This window comes from Chloracidobacterium sp. (assembly GCA_016715795.1).
Classification (GTDB): domain Bacteria; phylum Acidobacteriota; class Blastocatellia; order Pyrinomonadales; family Pyrinomonadaceae; genus OLB17.
Genome location: JADJXP010000001.1, coordinates 779,320 through 799,272, shown reverse-complemented (window position 1 = coordinate 799,272; position 19,953 = coordinate 779,320). Strand labels below are relative to the sequence as shown.

The 19,953-nt window shown below is 47.9% G+C and carries 14 protein-coding genes and 3 pseudogenes; all 17 read right to left on the bottom strand.

Annotation, left to right across the window (positions count from 1 at the left end):
- Positions 1-52: 52 nt before the first annotated feature.
- Positions 53-1,831: a ParB/RepB/Spo0J family partition protein gene (locus tag IPM59_03620; GenBank protein MBK9214674.1), complete on the bottom strand. Its 1,779-nt coding sequence runs from the start codon at positions 1,829-1,831 to the stop codon at positions 53-55.
- A 278-nt stretch (positions 1,832-2,109) separates the two neighbouring features.
- On the bottom strand, positions 2,110-2,427 hold the full coding sequence (locus tag IPM59_03615) for a hypothetical protein (GenBank protein MBK9214673.1): 318 nt from the start codon (positions 2,425-2,427) through the stop codon (positions 2,110-2,112).
- Positions 2,428-2,522: 95 nt separating this feature from the next.
- The gene (locus IPM59_03610; GenBank protein MBK9214672.1) at positions 2,523-2,885 is read right to left on the bottom strand and encodes a hypothetical protein; all 363 of its coding nucleotides are present in this window, start codon (positions 2,883-2,885) and stop codon (positions 2,523-2,525) included.
- Positions 2,886-3,495: 610 nt separating this feature from the next.
- On the bottom strand, positions 3,496-4,413 hold the full coding sequence (locus IPM59_03605; GenBank protein ID MBK9214671.1) for a hypothetical protein: 918 nt from the start codon (positions 4,411-4,413) through the stop codon (positions 3,496-3,498).
- Between the two features lie 233 nt (positions 4,414-4,646).
- Positions 4,647-4,931, bottom strand: a complete 285-nt coding sequence (locus IPM59_03600) for a helix-turn-helix domain-containing protein (GenBank protein MBK9214670.1) — start codon at positions 4,929-4,931, stop codon at positions 4,647-4,649.
- Between the two features lie 443 nt (positions 4,932-5,374).
- Positions 5,375-6,082, bottom strand: a pseudogene (locus IPM59_03595) (M48 family metallopeptidase).
- Between the two features lie 5 nt (positions 6,083-6,087).
- Positions 6,088-9,134 (bottom strand): annotated as a pseudogene (locus IPM59_03590) (HsdR family type I site-specific deoxyribonuclease).
- Positions 9,135-9,289: 155 nt separating this feature from the next.
- Entirely contained in the window at positions 9,290-10,102 is an 813-nt protein-coding gene (locus IPM59_03585) for a DUF3800 domain-containing protein (protein ID MBK9214669.1), read from the bottom strand.
- Positions 10,103-10,339: 237 nt separating this feature from the next.
- Positions 10,340-11,992, bottom strand: a complete 1,653-nt coding sequence (locus IPM59_03580) for a restriction endonuclease subunit S (protein ID MBK9214668.1) — start codon at positions 11,990-11,992, stop codon at positions 10,340-10,342.
- Between the two features lie 14 nt (positions 11,993-12,006).
- Positions 12,007-12,630, bottom strand: a complete 624-nt coding sequence (locus IPM59_03575) for a hypothetical protein (GenBank protein ID MBK9214667.1) — start codon at positions 12,628-12,630, stop codon at positions 12,007-12,009.
- Positions 12,631-12,734: 104 nt separating this feature from the next.
- A pseudogene (locus IPM59_03570) lies at positions 12,735-14,715 on the bottom strand (SAM-dependent DNA methyltransferase).
- A 149-nt stretch (positions 14,716-14,864) separates the two neighbouring features.
- On the bottom strand, positions 14,865-15,332 hold the full coding sequence (locus tag IPM59_03565; GenBank protein ID MBK9214666.1) for a hypothetical protein: 468 nt from the start codon (positions 15,330-15,332) through the stop codon (positions 14,865-14,867).
- A gap of 11 nt (positions 15,333-15,343) precedes the next feature.
- Positions 15,344-16,435, bottom strand: coding sequence for a recombinase family protein (locus IPM59_03560; protein MBK9214665.1), 1,092 nt, complete (start codon positions 16,433-16,435; stop codon positions 15,344-15,346).
- Positions 16,436-16,494: 59 nt separating this feature from the next.
- The gene (locus IPM59_03555; GenBank protein ID MBK9214664.1) at positions 16,495-16,668 is read right to left on the bottom strand and encodes a hypothetical protein; all 174 of its coding nucleotides are present in this window, start codon (positions 16,666-16,668) and stop codon (positions 16,495-16,497) included.
- Positions 16,669-17,188: 520 nt separating this feature from the next.
- Positions 17,189-17,611, bottom strand: coding sequence for a helix-turn-helix transcriptional regulator (locus IPM59_03550; GenBank protein MBK9214663.1), 423 nt, complete (start codon positions 17,609-17,611; stop codon positions 17,189-17,191).
- Positions 17,612-17,928: 317 nt separating this feature from the next.
- Positions 17,929-18,489: a cysteine hydrolase gene (locus tag IPM59_03545; protein ID MBK9214662.1), complete on the bottom strand. Its 561-nt coding sequence runs from the start codon at positions 18,487-18,489 to the stop codon at positions 17,929-17,931.
- A 32-nt stretch (positions 18,490-18,521) separates the two neighbouring features.
- Positions 18,522-19,793: a winged helix-turn-helix transcriptional regulator gene (locus IPM59_03540; protein MBK9214661.1), complete on the bottom strand. Its 1,272-nt coding sequence runs from the start codon at positions 19,791-19,793 to the stop codon at positions 18,522-18,524.
- Positions 19,794-19,953: the final 160 nt, after the last annotated feature.

Here is a 19,953-nt window from a genome sequence, read left to right as displayed (position 1 = left end):
GAAGGTTCTGACCGGCTGTCGCCTTTTCAGGGAATGTCTTGGGAGTGCACGACTAATCCCGTGCGTTCCATTTCTCTGAGAAGAGTTTTGGCACCTTGTGGTTCTTGGCTTTCTTTTGCACGTTCTCAAGGTAACTCTTGTGAACGTCTTCGTGCTTCTTAGCGCAAAACTCGAGTCTTACTTCCGCATCGATCAGCGCATAGTCGATCCCGAATTCTACGGCAAGCTCCTTCACTTCCGTTTGGGACCTGTAGTTATTGCCATGGCCGATCGTTCCCTTGTGTCCGTGAATGAGTAGGAACAGAATGCGGAATTGCATCCCACGCTCGACTTTCTTTAACTCTTCGATCGCGGCTCGGCGGTCGGGCATGTAAATCCCGTTGCCGTTAATCGGTTTCGCGTCCCACTCGCCTACAAGGCGCTTGACGACACCATGCAGGTTGTTTGAGTCGCCTGACGCAGTCATGCCCCAGAATCGGGCGATCAACTGCGGCAGAAAATTAGTTCCAACTTCGGTGATGCCGAACTTCTTTTCGAATCCTTCCGCCGCCTGCTTGAAAACACGGACCCGGACTGCCTCGGCAACTTTTGCGTTCCAGATCTCCTCGCGTCGACCGCGATGTGCTTCTAATCGCTCGGATGCTTGAGCTTCAGCGGTTGCCTCCGTTTGCGATTCGGCCGTTGACGAGGCTATCGACTTGCGCCAGTGGATCTTGCATCCGCTGGTCTTTAGACATATCTGTACGATCTTGCCGTAATTCTCCGGCTCAATATCAATACCGGCGATGGCTTGATCGCATTCCTTATCACTTCCGCCGCGTTTTGCATTGATGACAATTGCCGATTCCGTCCCCAGGTAGTCTTTCCCGTCCGTATAACACCAGTCGCGGACTATAGGAACCTCTGACACATCAACCTTGCGAAGTTCGGCCAATGCGCGACGCTGAACCACGACGTGCGTTTCAACCTTCTGCTGATAACACGCGGGATTCAGGCATGCATCCTTCTTGCCGATCCTGTTGGGCTCGAAAAGGCTGATCACCGCGCCGGTCCGCTCGGGACATTTGACGCAAGGGAGGCCATCGGAGCGCAAGTTGATCGCTTTAGGATCGAACGGGGCCTTCGAAAGCGTTCGATGGATATATGTATTGATCCAATCAATAAATGATTTCCACGGAACCGTCTCACCCTTAACAGGTGTTTCGATCCACCGGTCTCCCTCATACTTGCTCTCCGTCCTGTATACCTCGGCGTAGATGTACTTCTGGATCTCCGGGGTATACTTCGCAATTTCAAGTGCATAGGTAAGCGGAAGATGCTCATCGTCAATGTCCTTTTGGGCTTCCTTGATCAGCTGGTTGAGCTTGAGTCGATTGAGAACATAGCCCTCTGGTTTTCCGACCCTTAGCGCAAGTTCTTTGACATCACAGCTCAGCTTCTCTTTAAGGAACTGGTAGCCGTAGGCCTCGTCCATTGGGTGAATATCTTCGCGGTGAAGATTCTCGTGGATCTGAATATCAAGCACTTGCTCGTCCGAAAGTTCGCGGACAAGACAAGGCAATTGACTCAGAGACGCTACCTTTGCCGCTCGATACCGCCGTTCGCCGCACACGATCTCGTACTTCTTTCCTTTGATGCGGACGATCAGAGGTTCGAGAATGCCCTGATTGCGGATGCTTTCCGCAAGTTGTGCGATCGTTTGCTCATCAATCCTTCGCCGCGGATTTGTCGGTGATGTTTGAAGATCCTCAAAAGCTATCAGCTTGTAGTCGGGCTGTGAGACCGATGAATCATTTTCAAGCTCCCTTTTCATTTTCGTTGTTGCTGTCATTATTTTTTCCTCCTGATTGTTGTTGCTTTGAAACACACTGCGGCTCAGGACTCCTCCTTTCGCACACTGAAATTAGGCGAGAGGTACTGGACGACCTGTACCGTTGCTGGATTTCCTTTTTTCTTGTTGTTGTTTGTGTGGGAGTGTAGAAGAGTTATCTTGTGACAATGATCTTGGCCGACAATACTGGATCGTCTGAAAAATCATTGACCAGAATCTCTTTTCGTCTGTACCAGGCTGACTCGACCTCAATGGGATCGAAATCCCTCACCGAACCGTTATAGATTATCGGCATGTGATCGCGTCTGGTGCCGGGCAAGCCGAAAGGGAGTGGGCTTCCGGCCTTGACCTGTATTGAGAGGGGCACTGCCAAGTTCTCTCGTAAAGTGGGCAATGACCTGGGCCGTCAAACAGCCCATCCCAAAGGCTACTTTCTCGCGGCTTACGACGCCGACTCCGTTTACGACTCTGAAACCGTCTAGGAATGCTTTTAGCTCAGCGCCGTGTTCGGTCAGCCCGCCGTTATTGTTTCGGTAGAGGCCGCATATCTCTCTGCCGCTCAGTTCCTGGATAACAGTCAGGCTTCTTGTTCTCATATGTGTCCTCCTCTTAGTTAATGGTTTTGACCGATAGTGGTCGTCTGTTTTGAAGCATTTTCTTCCTCCTTACCACGGTGCAGAACCGATACCTGTCAAAACGGCGGATCATCATCACTTGCTCCCGCAGGCTTTGTAACCACCGGCGCGGAAGCCGGTCTTTTGGAGACGGTCTTTTGCGACCGTGTATTGTGACCATTCCCAAGACTGGGAAAGTTAACCACTTCGGCTTCTCCCTTGCCGGCTTCCTCACTGGCAGGTGTCAGCTCAGCGTCTTCACGTCCACCGTTGGGTTTCGGATCGCGGATGTTGAAGTTCAGGCCGGGATACATATCCAGTTTGAGATTCAAGCTTCCGTCCCGGCAAACAAAGGCATTGCCAGCCGGCCGCCAGAAGACCTGGCGATTCGGCTCAACGCCGCGTTCTACGATCAAATAGACTATCTTGTAGTCAGACATTGTTTTTCCTCCTGTAATGTTGGGTTGGTATTTTTTGGTTTTGTCTATTTTGAGCCGTCAAGGCGAGTGTCAAGCGGCTTCTAGGAATGAACTTTCGTGCGCCTGCACAGTGTCCTCGCGACGAATGCTAAAAGCGGTTTCATGACAGAGATCAGGCGTCCCTTGTAGCAGCTTTTGCAGATCGACCGCTTGCAGGTCTTGCACCTTGTCCAGTTGCAATCTGAGCTCTCACTGAAACGAGACAGGGGCAGTCTTCCAATTTTCACCGTGATCACCTCTATCACTCCTTCGAGTTCTTTATGGCAAAGAATGCATCGTAGGGTTTCTTCCATATATGTTTTCCTCCAGTTTTGAATTGTGTTTTATTTGCAGATTCCTACAGGCAAGGGTTTGCCCACAGGAGGAAACAAACAAACGGATTTGGCGGCCGCTGGAACGGAAAGAGCGTCAGGCAGCCGCCGTATCTGGTATCGGTGGAATCGTTACGGCCGAGAAAGGGCGGGATACTTTACCGTCGATCATCAACTTGAGATAGATGTGATAGTTGGGAAGGTTTGTAAAGTCTGTGAGCTTAAATTCTGGTGCAAATTCCATTGCGATTGTTTCGGCATCAGTGGCGCCGATTCGGAAGACGATCGTTGTACCGACGTTCCCCAGGATCGCTTCTCTCAATGTTCGGGTCAAGCTGTGTTAGATATTGATGAGCAAGCACTAGCGACAATCTATACTTGCGCAATTCGGATAACATGAAGATCAGGCTTTGTGTCGTAAAGTTGTGAAATTCATCCAGATAAAGAGCGTAGTCTCGTCGCTCGGGTTCCGAGATATCCGCGCGGCTCAGTGCCGCAAGATCGAAACGGGATATTAGCAGCGAACCTAAAAGGTTTGATGTATCTTCCCCAAGGCTGCCTTTTGCGAGATTGACCAACAGAATCTTACCTTCGTCCATGATCCTTCTTAGGCTTAGCGGCTGTTCCGGATTCGTGAGAATTCTTTGCGACGGGTGAAAGGAAGGCTCCGACCTTATTTTGAATCGGGGCGATAGCTTCGATACGAAAGCGTTCAGGGTATCGGTCGTATTCAGAGAGCCAAAATCTTTGACCTGTTTATTCCTGATAAATGGGATTACTTTTTTGCGATAGTTTCGGTCTGAGAGCAGAAGCAAAATGTCGGATAGATTGGCTCCGGGATAGTCGAGCAGTGATAAAAGGCAGTTTCTAAGAATGTATTCAAGCCGCGGTCCCCAAGAATCACTCCACAGATGTTTAAGGACCTGAATCAAGCCTGAGCACGCAAGCGGTCGTTTAGCCACCGAGATATTTGCGATGGGATTAAAGCCGTATGGTTGTTTAGGGTCCGCCACATCAAAATCGATGAGGTCGGCAAGTCTGTCGTCCGGGATTCGTTCCTTTATTCGCTTTAACAGATCGCCGTGAGGGTCAAGGAGTGCAAACCCCGCCCCTCTGCTGATATCCGCGAGCATCATCGCCTCAAGCAGAGTGGACTTGCCGGTTCCTGTTTTACCCAAAAGATATATATGGGCTCGGCGGTCAGCTTGTCTTATTCCGAAAGTTGCTCTTGGTTCCTAAAGCTTGTTTTCGCAAAAATAGTTATGTCGGACGGAGAAGATGTTTCATTAGGAGTGGTCAAAGGTCAATAGGTTACTAGTGAGATGAGGGTATAATAGCCAGATAAGGTTATTTACAAAAGGGTGATTTTTAAGACCAAGTAGTCTTATCTCGGATGCTTGCCAACTTAGCTTTAATTTGGCTTGTCTCCGCGGAAATATGGGCGAGGAAATTGATTGATCGGGCGCCAGTTCGTTATATGAATTATCAGAGAGCGGCCGGTTCGTTCAGTAATAATATATCCGCTATCACGAAGCCTTTTTAGCCATATTTGTACGGTTCGTTTTGATAGCCCGATATCGTTGGCGATGGTATTAACCCTCCGATAAAGAGTGCCGGTCTTTCGGTTGGCGTGAATAATCAGATAAAGAAACAGCCAGACCGAGCCCCATTGCGTGGTAGTGGTGAGCGTTTCCATTTACCACAAGACCTCTCCAAACAAAACCCCACCATTTGGAATGTGGACGTCGCGAAGGAAAGGTATTGGTGTCAAGGATGTTTTTGATTGTCTGAGACATGACTTCATTGTTAATTTTTCAATTCACTTCAGAATCATATCTTGGAAAAACAAATCTAAATAGGGGTAAAAAACAGACCTTTTAGCCCATAGTTTTACACCTATTTCCACAGTGTCTCAGTGCTTTTTGTTATCTTTCTTAAAAAAGACTTTGTTTGCAAATGAACGATCCTCTAAAAAATCGCATTATCAAGCTGGATTTCAGATTTGAACAGGTATGGACGGCGATTGGAACTGTTCCCTCAGATGAGCAATCGTTTTGCACACCTTGCGAATTGGTTGTTCTCATCTAAGAAGTTAGACTGCGTCCATCGAATGATAATAGCTCCCGGATAAACTGCGTCTTAGTATTTCCATTCGACATGGCTAACCGGAAGGCGGTTGAGCTGATCTCTCCTATGCCGCCATTCAGGGAGAAATTCGTCCATATAAGACAAGAAACGGTAGTTGTGGGTGCGCTCTGATAAATGAACCAGTTCATGCACCAGAACATATTCGATACATTCTCGTGGTTTTTTGCAAGTTCAAGATTAAGCCAAACACGGCCCACCTCTCGATTGCAGGAACCCCACTTAGTTCGCATTTTTTACGCCGAAGTCTCTGACAGTGACATTCATCGTCGCCTGCCAGATTTCAATAAGGTTCGTGGCGATCTCCTTTAACTGCTTCCGGTACCATTTTTCCAACAGAGTTTGTTTTTGTGATCTCGTAGTCCCTGGGCGAACTATCAATTCAATCTCACGATGACGTAAAACGACTAATGGGGGTGCGTCATTTTCTGTAACCTTCAACAGATAGCGTTTCCCGAGAAAGTAATGGCTCTCACGAGAAACAAAGTCACGAATCGGTTCGCGCTCCTGTTCACTGAAACGCCTTCTCTGACGTTTGATCCAATCTAATCTGGAGACTGCAAAAACCCGAATCGTGTCAAGATTCATTCGTTCGGGCGCAGAGATCTTTACGCGTCCTGTCGGCGGATGAACGCTGAGGTGAATATTTTTGATGTTTTTGAGAGTTACATCGGCAGTGATATCACCCAACTCGATCTCCATAAGTCCTAATATTCCGCCTGTGCACGAATAATATTAAATATCCTCTCGACATCGACCTCGTCGTTAAGAATCTCATAAATGCCTGCTTTGATAACTTGTTCCCGCGGCTGTATGCCTCGAAAGCCATCCGGCCGAATTTGCATTACCTTTTCATGTACGCGTAGCGCAAGTTCTTCGTTGTTGCCAAGGTTGTTATACAGTGCTCTCTTTACCCGGTGTATCCAGCTTTTCCGGTGTCTGATCATCCTGTCCGGCACTAACCTTTTTTGCAAGCTCTGCGATCCGTTTCAAATATTCTTCGTATGCTATCGCGTTTGCTTTTCGAGCAGCAATTATTTCGTCGAGCAACTCTGACATCCTGGCGTAAAACTCAGGGTCATTGAGATGTTCTTTGATGATCTTGCTCCTTACGTTGTTTTCGATTGTCTCGGCAACGGCCTGCTTGTCGCCCTTCATACCACCTAGCTGGGTCGCAATTGCGTCTGCGATGCCGGTTCGCACAATGATGTCGATCAAAGAAAGGTCACCGAACGGGGAGATCGCGGGGGGCATCCGCCTCAATATAAGTGTCGAGAAGGTGACGCATATCCGCTTCGTAAGGTTTAAGATCGAGTATTTCACCACTAGCTCGACGAATGATGTCTCTGACGTTTACATATCGGTCCAGATCACTTTTGATCCGCACAATGTCGGCTTCAGTGTATCCTGCGTCGGCGAGTTCATCCGCACTGTTTGAAAAGGCCCCTGACGAGAAGCACAGTAGCCTTGTAAAGTTGTGTGCGTTGCGGTTCGTGTTCTTTAAGATCCGTCTCAATTTCGGTGTTACCGCAAAAAATAATGTATATGCTCAAGCTCGCCATTTGGCGGCTCAACGGGTTCACAAAGCGCGTTAGTTTCTCCAGTGCGTCATCGAGACGCTCTTTGCCAACCTTTAGCCTGTCCTTTAGCAATACATTGGGATCGATACCGTCCGTATCAGTATCGAGATCGTCCGCTGTAAACCGCAATCGCATTTTGAACTTTTTTGAAGAGATCCTTGTAATCGACTATATAACCAAAGTCCTTGTCCTCACCGTCAAGCCTGTTAGTTCTACAGATCGCCTGAAACAGACCGTGATCCTGCATCGATTTGTCGAGATAAAGGTAAGTGCACGGCGGCGCATCAAAGCCTGTGAGAAGTTTATCCACGACAATTAACAGCTTCATATTTGCCGGCTGTTTAATAAACAACTCTTTTGGCCTTCTCCTCATACGTTTCGGTTTTCGTCATTCCCGACTTTGGAATAACATCTTCCAGGAGATTGTTGTAGGTATTATGGATAAATTGTTTGTCGGATTCGGTGTTGGCTCCAACCTCTTCGAGCGTCACATCTCTGACTTGTGGATTATGAGATGTGATAAGACCACATTTGCCCTTGAATGGCGTTTTCTGGAACAGACCAAAGTATTTGCACGCCTCGTAAATACTTCCGGTGACAAGGATCGCGTTGCCGCTCACTCGATAATCGAGGCTTAACGCTAAAATCGAAAATTATGTCCTCGACAACATGATCCATTCGATTAAGGGAACTGAGCACGTTTTGCATTGTTCCCCATTTATTTTTTAGTTCTTCCTTTTGCCAATCGTTCAACCCGCGTGTCTTTGCCTCAAACCATGCATCGACCTTTTCCGGTGAGCTGATCCATTGGTTAATGTCGCGAGGGTCATAGATCAGATCAAGGACAACACCATCATCGACCGCTTCACTGAATTTGTATGTATGGATATATGTGCCAAACACTTCGATCGTCGTCTGCTTGTCACGCCTTAACAAAGGTGTGCCGGTAAAGCCAACAAAGATCGCGTTAGGCATTATCGCCTTCATCAAACGATTAAGCTTGCCGCTCTGCGTTCTATGACACTCATCGACAAATACAAAAACCTCGCCGTGGGTCTGACTCGGCTGTGCCTCGATACCTTTGATGAATTCGTCAAAATCATCAACATCACGACGGCCAAACTTGTGGACCAGCGAACAAAGCAATCTTGGTGTTGCTTGGCCTAATTGGTTGATAAGATCGCGGCCACTTTTCGCTTTGTAAATCTGCTCGTTGGCGTCTTCGAAAACTCGCTTTATTTGTTTGTCGAGCTCGTCCCGGTCGGTGATGATCGCTACGCGGGCATGTGGATTATTCTCCAGTATCCATTTGGCGAGCCAGACCATAACAATGCTTTGCCAGCGCCTTGAGTGTGCCAGATAATGCCGCCGCTTTTCATGGACACGTTGCTGGGCGGCCTTGATACCGAAATACTGGTGCGTGCGTGGAAGTTTCTTGATGCCGTTCTCGAACAAAACAAAGTCATGCATCAACTCGATCAAACGATCCTTTTCACAAATCTTCAGCAGATATTTGTCGAGTTTGTATCGAGTGTTATCCTGCTCGTCTTCTTTCCAATTCAGAAAATACTTCTCTTCGGTCAGGATCGTCCCATATTTCAGACCCTCAGAGTCGTTACCGGCAAGAATGAATTGCACGGTGCTGAAGAACCATGCATTAAACTCAGGCTGTTGATTTGAAAGATTTTGGCGGATGCCGTCGCCGATCGAGATGCGGCTGTTCTTTAACTCAAGCACCCCAATTGCAATGCCGTTGACATAGAGCACGATATCCGGGCGTCGCGTATAGTTTCCGCTTAGCGTCACTTCCTCGGCAATTGCAAAATCGTTTTTTCTGGTTCGTTCCAGTTTATAAGCTGGACCGTTTTTGTCGGCTGCCCTGGATCAACATTTACCTCAACGCCATAGCGAAGCATCGAGTAAACAGCCTTGTTGTTGTCATACAAGCTGCGATTGTAGTTGTCCGCCTCGGCGCGAAGCCGGTATATTGCACGATTTATCTGCTCATTTGAATATCCGTTTGCGGCAAGCCAACCCTTCAAAATATCGGCCTCGATATTGGTGTTGCCAAGCCGGTCTGACCAGTCGCCGAGATAACGGTATCCAAGCTCATCGCGGAACAATTCGATCACGCGGTCCTGAGTAACTCGTTCTGGCTGGCCAATACCGTTCATGCTAGATGTGTTTCACAAACGCAACAAAATGCTTGACAATGTAAAGCAAATGTATATAATTAAATCAGCAGGTGTGCGTGGGGTAAATCTCAGGTCGTCCGTTAAGGATGGCAACCTTTACCAAAAGGATATACTGAGACCCAGGGCCTGCTTTTTTATTTGAAATGGTTCTCGACCCATTTCAATCTCGTATCTTCATTCGCAATCTGATCGATCCCGACCGGGAAGAATTTCATCCCATAACTCAGAGTCTTTCCACCGCGAGTGTATATTACCGGCTTTAGCATTTCTACATAACGGCTTTCAATAAAACCGACCCTTGACGGCTCTAACCCGTAAAAGCAACTTGACGCTACAGCATCCGCTATCTGAAGGCCCGCACGTTTGCCGGACGTAAAGGTTTGTATTTGTGATGTCTTAATAATATCGCCGCTTAGCCGGATGTCGTGAATACGTTCGCCGCCGAGCTTAAGGGCTTCGTTGGCGATCAGACCGTCAAGATAGTTCCTTATGTCGTCGTAAGACATGGTCTTTCGATTTGAGAACACAAGCTCTACACTGCCATCGCCGGTGTCGTCTTTGCTCCGAGCGTCACGGCAAAGCCAACAGACACGTTCCAGCAGATAGCGCAAGTTATAATGGTGAAGCCGCGATCCACCGCGAAACTTTGCTGGTTCTGTTAATGACGGTTTATGCGTCAGTATTGAAATTGTACTAAGTTCAGCACCAGCGATTCGATCCAAAAAGGGCAAGCGATGCTCATGCCGAAGGTCCCTAAAATGAAGCGGCTTTTTCGGCGGTTTGCCTAATAGAGCGCGAACATCTCGAACGAGATCGATCATCACGGCCTCGTGCGTTTTCCGCATTACTACCGCACTGAGGACAAACCAACGCGAGCTTCCGCCGTCGAACCGAAATCCTTCGTCCCCGGATTCATCAATATAAGCTACAAACGTCGGGTTTGGCATATGCACCGTCTAACCAAAAAGGTCTGTCACCTCCTTAATCGCTACCGCAATTTTATCATCCGAAAAAACTTCACGACTAAGTTTCGGTGACCACTCTGGGTGCGCGGCAATTACATCTTTCACGCTTTCCATTGATACTGTCGAACTGTTCTCTCCGGAGCTCGACCATAGCCATATCGACGGTGGTTAGCAGTTCGAGACTGTCATTTGTTCGCTTCTTAAACCGCTTGAGCCAGACTAAAGCATCCCTCCATACCATTCGATGAAATAGTTTTCGGCCTCAGCGATCCTATTACCGGCGACAAATCCCGTCCGACTGCCTGATTGACATTCTTGGACGTAAGCTTTATTTATTGCGATTTGCTCCGCACCACCATATCGAACCGTTGGGTTATATGGTCCCGCAGCTTTTTTCATAAACCCTAGCGCCTGGCCCTCACAATGCCGATGAAGCAAATAAGCAAATTTGGTGCGTCGCTTTCGTCCCAGCGGATATTCATTACTGCCAAACTGCTTTGTAAGAACTCCGATAATCACAGCCTCATTGAAATGTTCGTTGTGGCCCGATGACTTACCGGATGACTGCGACCGCATCGAATCAATCTGGATCACACTTGATGCGGATTCGACCAGTCGGATCTTCCCGGTCAATAGATCCTGCATCATTCCACGTTTGATTCCTCGAACCTTTCCCAATTTTGTTTCGAGTGCGGAAATCTCAGAGTCGATGTCTGAAAGAAACGCTCCAATTGCTAGTTGTTCATCCCGCGTTGGCACGGGTAACACGATTTTCACAATGTTTCCTTTGCTTACACCTGAAACCTTCGTTCCCACCGCAAAATACTTGAACTGAAACTTAATGGCCTCACTCTGAAAGCAATAACGCAGGTATATCGGTTCAAGCTCTTCCGTCTTTCTCTTCGCAACAATCGTATGTAGTCCCGAGATAAATGGGATGTCGTCAGCGTTATCAATAACTACATATTTGCTTGTTCCTTCGTCGTCCTCCGAAGCATCAACGAAAACTACGTCTCCATCTTCTAGGAGCGTTTTAGCCGAAACATTGGCAAGAGACACATTTAGTTTGGGAATGTTAGAAAACTCCGATGCTACATCGATAAAGCTCCTGTCGGAGGTGTGAATGTCGCCATAATGCAGGTAGCAATATCCTACATTACCCAATTGATCGCGAGATGCGGATAATCCTCCGCTGATATAGAACAACTTGCCCAAAGGCTTCGGCGTCCATTCGTCCGTAAAACCATCGAGCCGTTTTCGACCGGTGAGTAGCTCCTGCATCGCGGCCTGTTTGATCTGACGTTTCTTAGCGATTAGCTGCTCAAGCGATTCGATAAAAGCATCCGCATCGCTTAACGCCTCAGCAATCGCTAACTGCTCAATCTTTGTCGGCGGAAGTGGAATAATAAATTTTCCGATTAGCTCCGTATTTAAGTTTGGTTGTCCGTTTCCCGTTGCGATACTATCCCGCAAGTAATTTGTCTGTGTGTTTATGTAGTGCGCCAAATAGTGCGGACTAATTTCCTTGTCCAATGAAAGCAGCGCTGCTATTCCGTCATTTGCGCAACACCTGATTTCGAGGATCTTTGCAACACCGAGGGTCGCCCCACTATTCGCAATGATCAATGTGCCAGGCAAAAGGGTTCGGCTGTGCAACGCGCCTTCTTCGGTTAAGCAGCTTGCCGTTTCCGATACAAGTAGCTTTGAGTCTGGGATATTAGTTAACGATGCTACGGTAAGCCAAGGAATAAACGAGCCATTGAAATATCTTGGATTACCTGCCGGTCTCGGTGAGCCGCCTCTGACCGGTGTACTAATGCTGCTGACGCTCTTGGCGCTCCAATCACGGGGGATAAAACCCGCATCGGTCATTTTGTAACCTGGCTTCACGTCCATGAATAGCCCATCCTTTTGAGGTGACCGTTCACTTTTGTTTCAAGCTCAGCTGTTCGTTCGACCATTTGCGGCAGTGGTGTATCGTATCGCTCGGCCAGTTCCTTTACGCGACCAGTCAACTGCTGACTTATATGGTCAACTTCGCCATTTATCGCAATTGAAAGCGACGCGAGCCATTTATCATCCACCACAAGCTGCTTTACATCGTCATCGGTCAATGTCCGATATTTGGCATAGGCGAGAGCGTCCAATTCACTCTCCGCTTCCTTCAGCTTTTTTTTAAGGCCGCTGATCAGATCGGTCAGCCGCAAATATTCTTCAAGCACCGCAAGCTCTTTGAAATCTTCGTGCTCGGGATTGGCGAGAAAATGTTTCTGCACTGCGTCGGAACCTTGCTTAAGATGTTCTCTTGCCGCGTCCTGAGCCTTCTTTAGCTCAGAGGTTGCCAGCTTGTAGCTTTCCAGAGTGCCGTGTTCGTTTTGATCTATTTGTTCCCGCAGCCTTGCGTTGACTGCTACAAGAGTCACTTTGCCTTTTTCGTTTGCTAAGTTTTGAATCCGCGGATCGGCAGCAATGTCATTCAGCCGGCCACGATACTTTTCCTGATCGATCACGGCTTGTTTGTAATTGCCAAAACTCTCTGCGTCAACTTGCTCAAGCAGGGCAACGATCGCTTCCTGTCTGGCGATCAGGGCATCCGTCCGATTTGCGACCGTGCTTAATACTCCTCGTCGCCTCCGTTTTCCTCATCGAGTTCCTCAAGCTTTGCTGTATTGTCTTCGAGCTGTGCGGCTAGCTCATCAATTGCTATCTGCTCCGCTGAAAAGTATCGAGCGACGATTAGAGGTTTAGGCACCAGATCACAGGCCCACCCTTTGTCCTTATCATTTCCTTTCTTGTCTTTTACAATGACACGATACGGCTCTGCCTTCCATCCATCCGCAGCTATCAGATAACAATCGTCCTGCATCGTCTCATCCCAATAGTCCATAAGGTGTTGATAGATGCTGTATGGGTCGATCAGTGGTCTGTTTTGATAATGTGCAAGGATATCTTCGCCGACGCTGTGAATGAGTTCCTTTGGATGAAACCCGGTTTTGACGTTTTTAAGCTCGCCGGTTATCCGGTCTTGCCAAGCTGTAAAATGCCGTCGCATCCCTTCGGTAAACGCAGCAAACTCCGAGTGATCGTAAATAGCTGTCTTAACATCTGATTTTTCAACCGTAAGATCGACATACCCATCACGGTTTGGCTTGAAAAGCGAATGCCGAAGATCGGGACAGACAGACCAATATCGACCAAGAGCATCAATATCGCGTTCAGGTATGCCGCCGCGCAGATGCCCATCAATGTCTTGAATATCCTCGGGCGGACGGCTATCAATATATCGCGGCAGGTTGAGGTTAAATTCATTCTTGTGTTCGATCTCGTCAACCGACACCATGCGGGAATATTTCGGGACCTCGATCTGCTTTGTAAAAATATCCACGATCCGATGGATATCCTGTGCACGAAGTCGGTTTTTGGGGCCGTCCTTTGCAAAGTCGGCACTTGCGTCGATCATAAAAATGCCTTTACGGTTCTGAGCATCAAGCTTGTCGATGACAATAATACAAGCCGGAATGCCGGTGCCGTAAAAGAGATTGGGCGGCAAACCGATGATGCCTTTTATATAACCTTTTCGTATCAAGTTGCGTCGTATCTCCGCCTCGGCATTGCCGCGAAACAACACGCCATGCGGCAAGATACAGGCCCTTTACCTGTCTTCTTGAGCGAACGAACAATGTGCAAAAGATACGCATAATCTCCCTGCTTAGCGGGCGGGACACCAAACGATTCAAAACGATCAAATTCGTCATGGTGTGGATCGAAACCTGTGCTCCAACGCTTGTCTGAAAAAGGCGGATTTGCGACCACATAATCAAATGACTTGATCGTGTCGCCATCCTTAAAAGCGGAGTCGCCAATAGTCTTTGCCGCCCCTCGATGACCGCCGTCGGATTGTTGTGCAGGATCATGTTCATCCGAGCAAGACCGGCCGTTGCAACATCCTTCTCTTGCCCGTTCAGCGTTACTGAAGTGCCGGCCTCGTCCGCAACTTTCAATAACAGCGATCCGCTGCCGCAGGTCGGATCGTACACAGTCGTACTGGCGGTCGTTGCGGCCTCTCGGATTCCTATGATGCGAGCCATTATCCGGCTGACCTCGGCCGGTGTATAGAACTGGCCCTTGCTTTTACCGCTCTCGGTGGCGAAGTGACGCATGAGATATTCGTAAGCGTCGCCCAGGATGTCGTCACCATCGGCACGGTTGCGGGAAAAGTCCAGATTTTTGTTCTCAAAGATCGCGATCAGATTGGTTAGCCGATCGACCTTTTCTTTGCCGCTGCCTAGCTTGCCGTCGTCATTAAAATCAGGCATATCGGACAGTCGGTTTGTCTCAGCAAGCGGGCCAATAATGTCGGTGTTGATCTTATCCCCAATATCAGGCCGGCCCTTCAGGGCGACCATATCAGCAAAGCTCGCGCCGGCCGGTATTTTGATCGGTGCGTAAGGGACACCGGCGTATTTGTCGCTAATGTATTTAATGAAAAGCAGGACTAAGACATAATCCTTATATTGACTAGCGTCCATCCCGCCGCGAAGCTCATCGCAGCTGGCCCAAAGAGAGGAATATAGCTCTGACTTCTTTAAAGACACTTATAATTGCACGTCCGGCACATCCGCGCTGCACAAACATCGTGAGCGTTAGCGGGAAGCCGGAAACAGGCCTTGAAAATCTCCTATAACTTGCTATTATGATACGGTAAGCCCGCCTGAACCGCCAATTTAGGGTTCCAACTACTCATTTATTTTGCTATCAGCTCAGCATTTTTTGACCCGCCCCGGACTTCCGTTTGGGACCACACTGACCGATTACCGGTGAAGTATTTGAAAAGTTGGCTTAATAGTGCGGAAAAAGTTCGAGGAGCGTCCCGAAACGGGCAACCATTCGGGCCGTTAGGTCGATCAGCGACGAGATCGAAGGGGGAATTCAGCTTAACTATGAGTTTTTTGTCGGTCGCGACAAGGTTCGAGGTCACCGTTTTGATCAAATCCCGTTTCTTTTCATCATCTGCCGATTCATAGCTTAAATAAGCGGATTTTGCGAGTTCGAGAAAATTTCGTAACTTAAGCGTGATTTGCTCTGTATCTTGATCCAACTCGTTAAGTTCACTTACGATATCGGCCTTTTCATTTATCAGCGAGTTCTTCTTTATTGCGTAAATTTCGCGATCGAACACGCCGTCCATGTAAGCGTCAGCGAGTTTTTCCAACCGCGATGTATTTAGCTGAGTGCGATTTCTAACTGCTGACGATGCTCCTGAATTCGTTTCGGAGCCTCCTCGTGAAACTTATTGATAAGCACTTCAAAGTGACTCAATTCATCATCGGAGAATTCGATTTGCTTTAGGACCTCACACAATTGACCGGAAATGGCCTCTTCCCTCAATGGTCTCTGGACGCATTCCCGTGTATGACAGCGATAATAAACGTGTCCTTTTTGACGTTCCGGAATGAGAAAATTCTTGCAATGCCCGCACCGAACAACGCGGCGAAACACAAAGAAATGCCGGGTCTTCTTCGTAATTTTCTTTCCGTCCAGCACAGACTGAACCGAATCGAATAATGGTTTAGATATTAGCGGTGTGTGCTGACCGACAAACAACTCGACCATCGATGCGACCTTGATCAATCCCATGTAAAACGGATTCCGTAAACACATGTTCAAGGCATTTTTAGAGAACTTTCGGTTCTGACGATTGCGAAGGCCGCGAGCATACATTTCTTCGACCAATGCATACAGACTGTAATTTCCCGTCGCATATAGTTCAAAGGCTTGCTTTATAAGCGGTCCTTGTACCGGATCTAACGCTTTCGGTTTTGCCGAACCCATGTTTTTGTAGCCTGGCGGCGCGGGAAATGGGTACAGACCCTGTTTGATCCTTCCCCGGATACCTTTTATGGTCTCCTCTCTTAAGTTTCGAATGTAATCTGACGCGACCACCGCCTGGATGTCTGCGGACAGGCGACCGCCGCGCGAATTCAAATCCAGACTTTCGTTAACGAAATGAACCTCTACGCCGATGTCGATCAGCGATCCCAGCTCGGCCCAGTCGCGAAGGTTCCGTGCGCTGCGATCGATCTTGTGGATTATCACGCCTCTCGCTTTTTGCTCTTTTAGTGCCTTTACCATATCCAAAAACACCGGACGTCCGGTTTTGGCTGCCGTTTCACGTTCCTCAAATCGCTTTACGACGTTTAGGTTCCACGATTTGGCGTAACGATCAATTGCGGCGGTTTGTTCGGCTAAAGACGTGCCTTGTTGTCCTTGCCGCTGCGTGGACACGCGGATATAAGAGTAATAACCCTTTGTCATCGATCTTGATATTAGTGGTGTTACGGACTGGTCAGTCCTGTGGCGAATGCCCTTTCACATTAGCGACCAAGCTGCTTTCTGTCAATAGATATGTGGCTGTGGTGGCCGTAAATCTGCCCGACGATCTCTAAATACCGTTGCAGGTTTCGCTGGATGTTGGCCAGTTCCTCCGGCGACCGCCCGGGATAAAGTTCATCAAGGGGCGGTGTCTTCAACTCTTTTTTAGCGTCCATAAGCTACTCCTCCGGCGACCGCCGTAAAAACATTACCGTAATATCGACGCTCCCAATCTGTCTTTGCTTGCACATACCTGTTCAGGTCGGGAAACTGCGTGGCTAGAATTTGTGCTGTGGCTGCTTTCGTTGGTCGCTTTGTATTGCAAATAAGACTACGGGCGTAAACAGGATCAAAATGTTGAATGGACAAACTGTCGCTTAATGCAACGCGATCCAGATATCTGTGGATCCTGCGAAGTTCTAATGAATGCAGTTGTTGTTTATTTAATTGAGAAAGAAGTAAGGCGGTAACGTGATGCCGTTCCACTAGCTTTAGAATGATCAATTTTACTCCATGACGACGTTCTGCCTCGTTGCCATAGCGTCGCAGTGATTTGCCGCCGTAATAAATAAGGGTGCCATATCGAAAAATCGCGAAGCCTAAACGGTTCCGGCTTAATGACAGGGATAAGATGCAGGGCTGGGAGTGATGCATTGATAGGTTTGAATTTAATTTGTAAGGACTCGATTATTCATGTCACAGTCGAGCCAGATGTTTTGCAAGGTTCGTTACATGATCGCGAATGGCAGATTTGCCAATGTCGTTCAGGCCGGGGTCTTCCAACAGACGCTCGTAGCTACATTGGTTGATCGCACCCATTAAATTTGACGCCGGGGTTATCGCAAACGTCGAACGTGAAACCTTGAGTGTTTTTGATGATAGCTCCGAACGAAGCTGGTCACATCGCTCCCTGAACATCTCTTCGATTGGGCAATCATAAAGAATGGCAAGTTTGATGGCCGTCTCAAGGCTAGGTCGCCGCTCGCCCCTTTCATATCTTGAAATGGGGTCAGGTGACAGGTGACCAAGCATCCAGGCAACTTGCTTTCTTTCGAGTCCGCGCTTTCGACGTATGAGCCAAAGACCGCTATTATGTAGCTTTTTTACTTTAGATGACATTTTTTATAGGTGATGAGCTAAATCGAGCGTATCGGAAAATGGGCCGATTACTACTTATACAGTATTGGCTGTTAAGCCTTAGGAAAAGGGGGAATATTAAGATACTTTTGAAGCCTAGTTTTCCACAGGTAAGTAGAAAACCGGCTGGAATAAGCCGAATTATCGTGGGTCGTTCAGTGGTGATGTGACCTTAACATCGCTGGAGAAAGTTCCGAGCGACCGGTAATATTGCCTGATCCTTCGAAAAAAGTCAATAGCCTTATTGCCGCCTCTGGTCTCGCGTTTATTTCGCCGGAAGGGGGCGAGATAATATGGATTCAGCCATTTATGGCAGCGGCGATCGTATCAAGTTTACGGATGAGATCGTTACTCGTAACAAGCTGGTCCTTTCCTATAAACCGACCGAGGATCATTAGGCCCGATGCGTGGACATCTTCCCCGGCATGGCTTGCACATGCATCGGAGATGACGATCGGCGTAAACCCTTTTTCAAATGCGTCCACGGCGGTCTTCATCACACAACTTTCGGTGGCCACGCCGCATAGGATTAGCGTTCGCCAATCATTCTTTTTCACCAGTTCGGCAAATTCTTCCGTGAAAGAACTATAGAAATCTTTGTCGATGATCGTCTGTGCGAACTGGCTTAGCTCGGGTGTCAAGTCAGTTTCAGGGGCGTTTCTAAGCCGGGTCCAGCCGATCAATCTTTCGTAGGGGCTATTTTCTCGATTGTGAAACCTAGTAAAAACTGTCGGGATTTTTCGCTTCTGACACTCTTCGACAAGTTGAACAACACTCGGGATAATATAATTTGAACGGCTTCCCAGAAACCCGTTCTGCATATCAATTACGATGAGTACTGGATTTTGAAATGTGATCATGATGATTCCTTTTTATAACTTGGATAATGAAATTAAATCTGATTGAAAAGCTTTACGGTGTCGTCTACAAGACTTTCCAGCCGACTGGTTGCGAGTATGGCTTCACACATGGTGCGTTGCGAGCTTACTTCGGTCGCACCAATGGTTTTCAATCGTCCCATTTGTCGCGTCACCGCACCGACAAGCGCGCTCAGTTTTCTTTTTGATTTAGGCGTAAGAGGCGCGGATAAACAGATCTTCTTTATACAAGACGTATACCACCAGAGTCCTTGCACAGCAATCTCGAATTCAATGATTCGTTCCCGCAAGCGCGATGGCTGACCGGAAAACTTGTAATAGGAAACGCCCGCCCAACTCGCAAATCCAAGGTCACTGCCTGATAACCCGAATTCAACGACATCCTTGTGCGCAAAGCCTGTTTCCAGCAACTCATTTTCCAATCGAATGGCGTCCTCACGAGCTTGCTCGTCGCCCTCCTCGGACTGCAGCGGAGTCAGGCAGGAAAGGAGTTTGATAGCCGTTCGCAACCGGCTAGGCTCTTCCCACATTGGTGCATTTAATATCATGACCGATAATACATAGCCGATCTTTCCCCGAGCGGAAGCAAGGGGATCGTCTGCGTCTTGCGGTAGCATCGAGATGATTTTTGATGTGCTGGTAGTGATCACGTGGCGGTCCTCGTTTATTTCCCTATAAGTGTTTCTCCTCCAAGTCGCTAAATCTGTAAGGGTTGTAAAATCAAGATCATGTGAAATATGCCAAACTCCCACGCCTGCCGGAAGAACGTATAAACCGCCCTCCTCTTTTTCGAGTATTTTGTGCTCGGACCACAGAGATTCCGACGTGGCTTCTTCAAAGTCGATGTAAGCGTTCGTTCCCAAAAACACGGGAACGAACTTATGACATTCGACGCTAAATTCGCTCTTAGCAACAGGGTTAATCCACGCGGGCACATCTACCGGACGTGTCGAAGGGCATGGGACTCGTGTTGCCTGAGCAACGAACCGGTACCCTTTACGGCCATGAACTGTTTCAACATACCCACCGTCGCCACCAAGGGCACTTCGTACCTTTGCTATATGAACCGTGATATTGCTGTCATCAATGTAAGTGTCGGGTCCCCACACGCCGTCCAATAGCTCGTCATGTGTTACAAAGAGATTCGGTCGGTCAGCCAAATAGACCAAAATATCGAAATCTTTTCCTCGAAGGTCTACCCGCTCTTCACCTTTGAAAAGTAATCTCTCTTTTGGGTTCAAAAAGAACCCGTCAAATTGAATACAGTAATGCGAAATGTTAGCCACGAGTTCTTACGAATTTATTAGGAAAAAATATGGAATCCTTTCCGTTTTATTTTGCCAAAAATCCGCTTTTTTTTCGGATATTTTTGGATACCCTGCGCCTAAAATTCTAGCTGTTACGGAGGAAAAGTCAATGGACTTTGACCCGTAATTTACTGAAAAC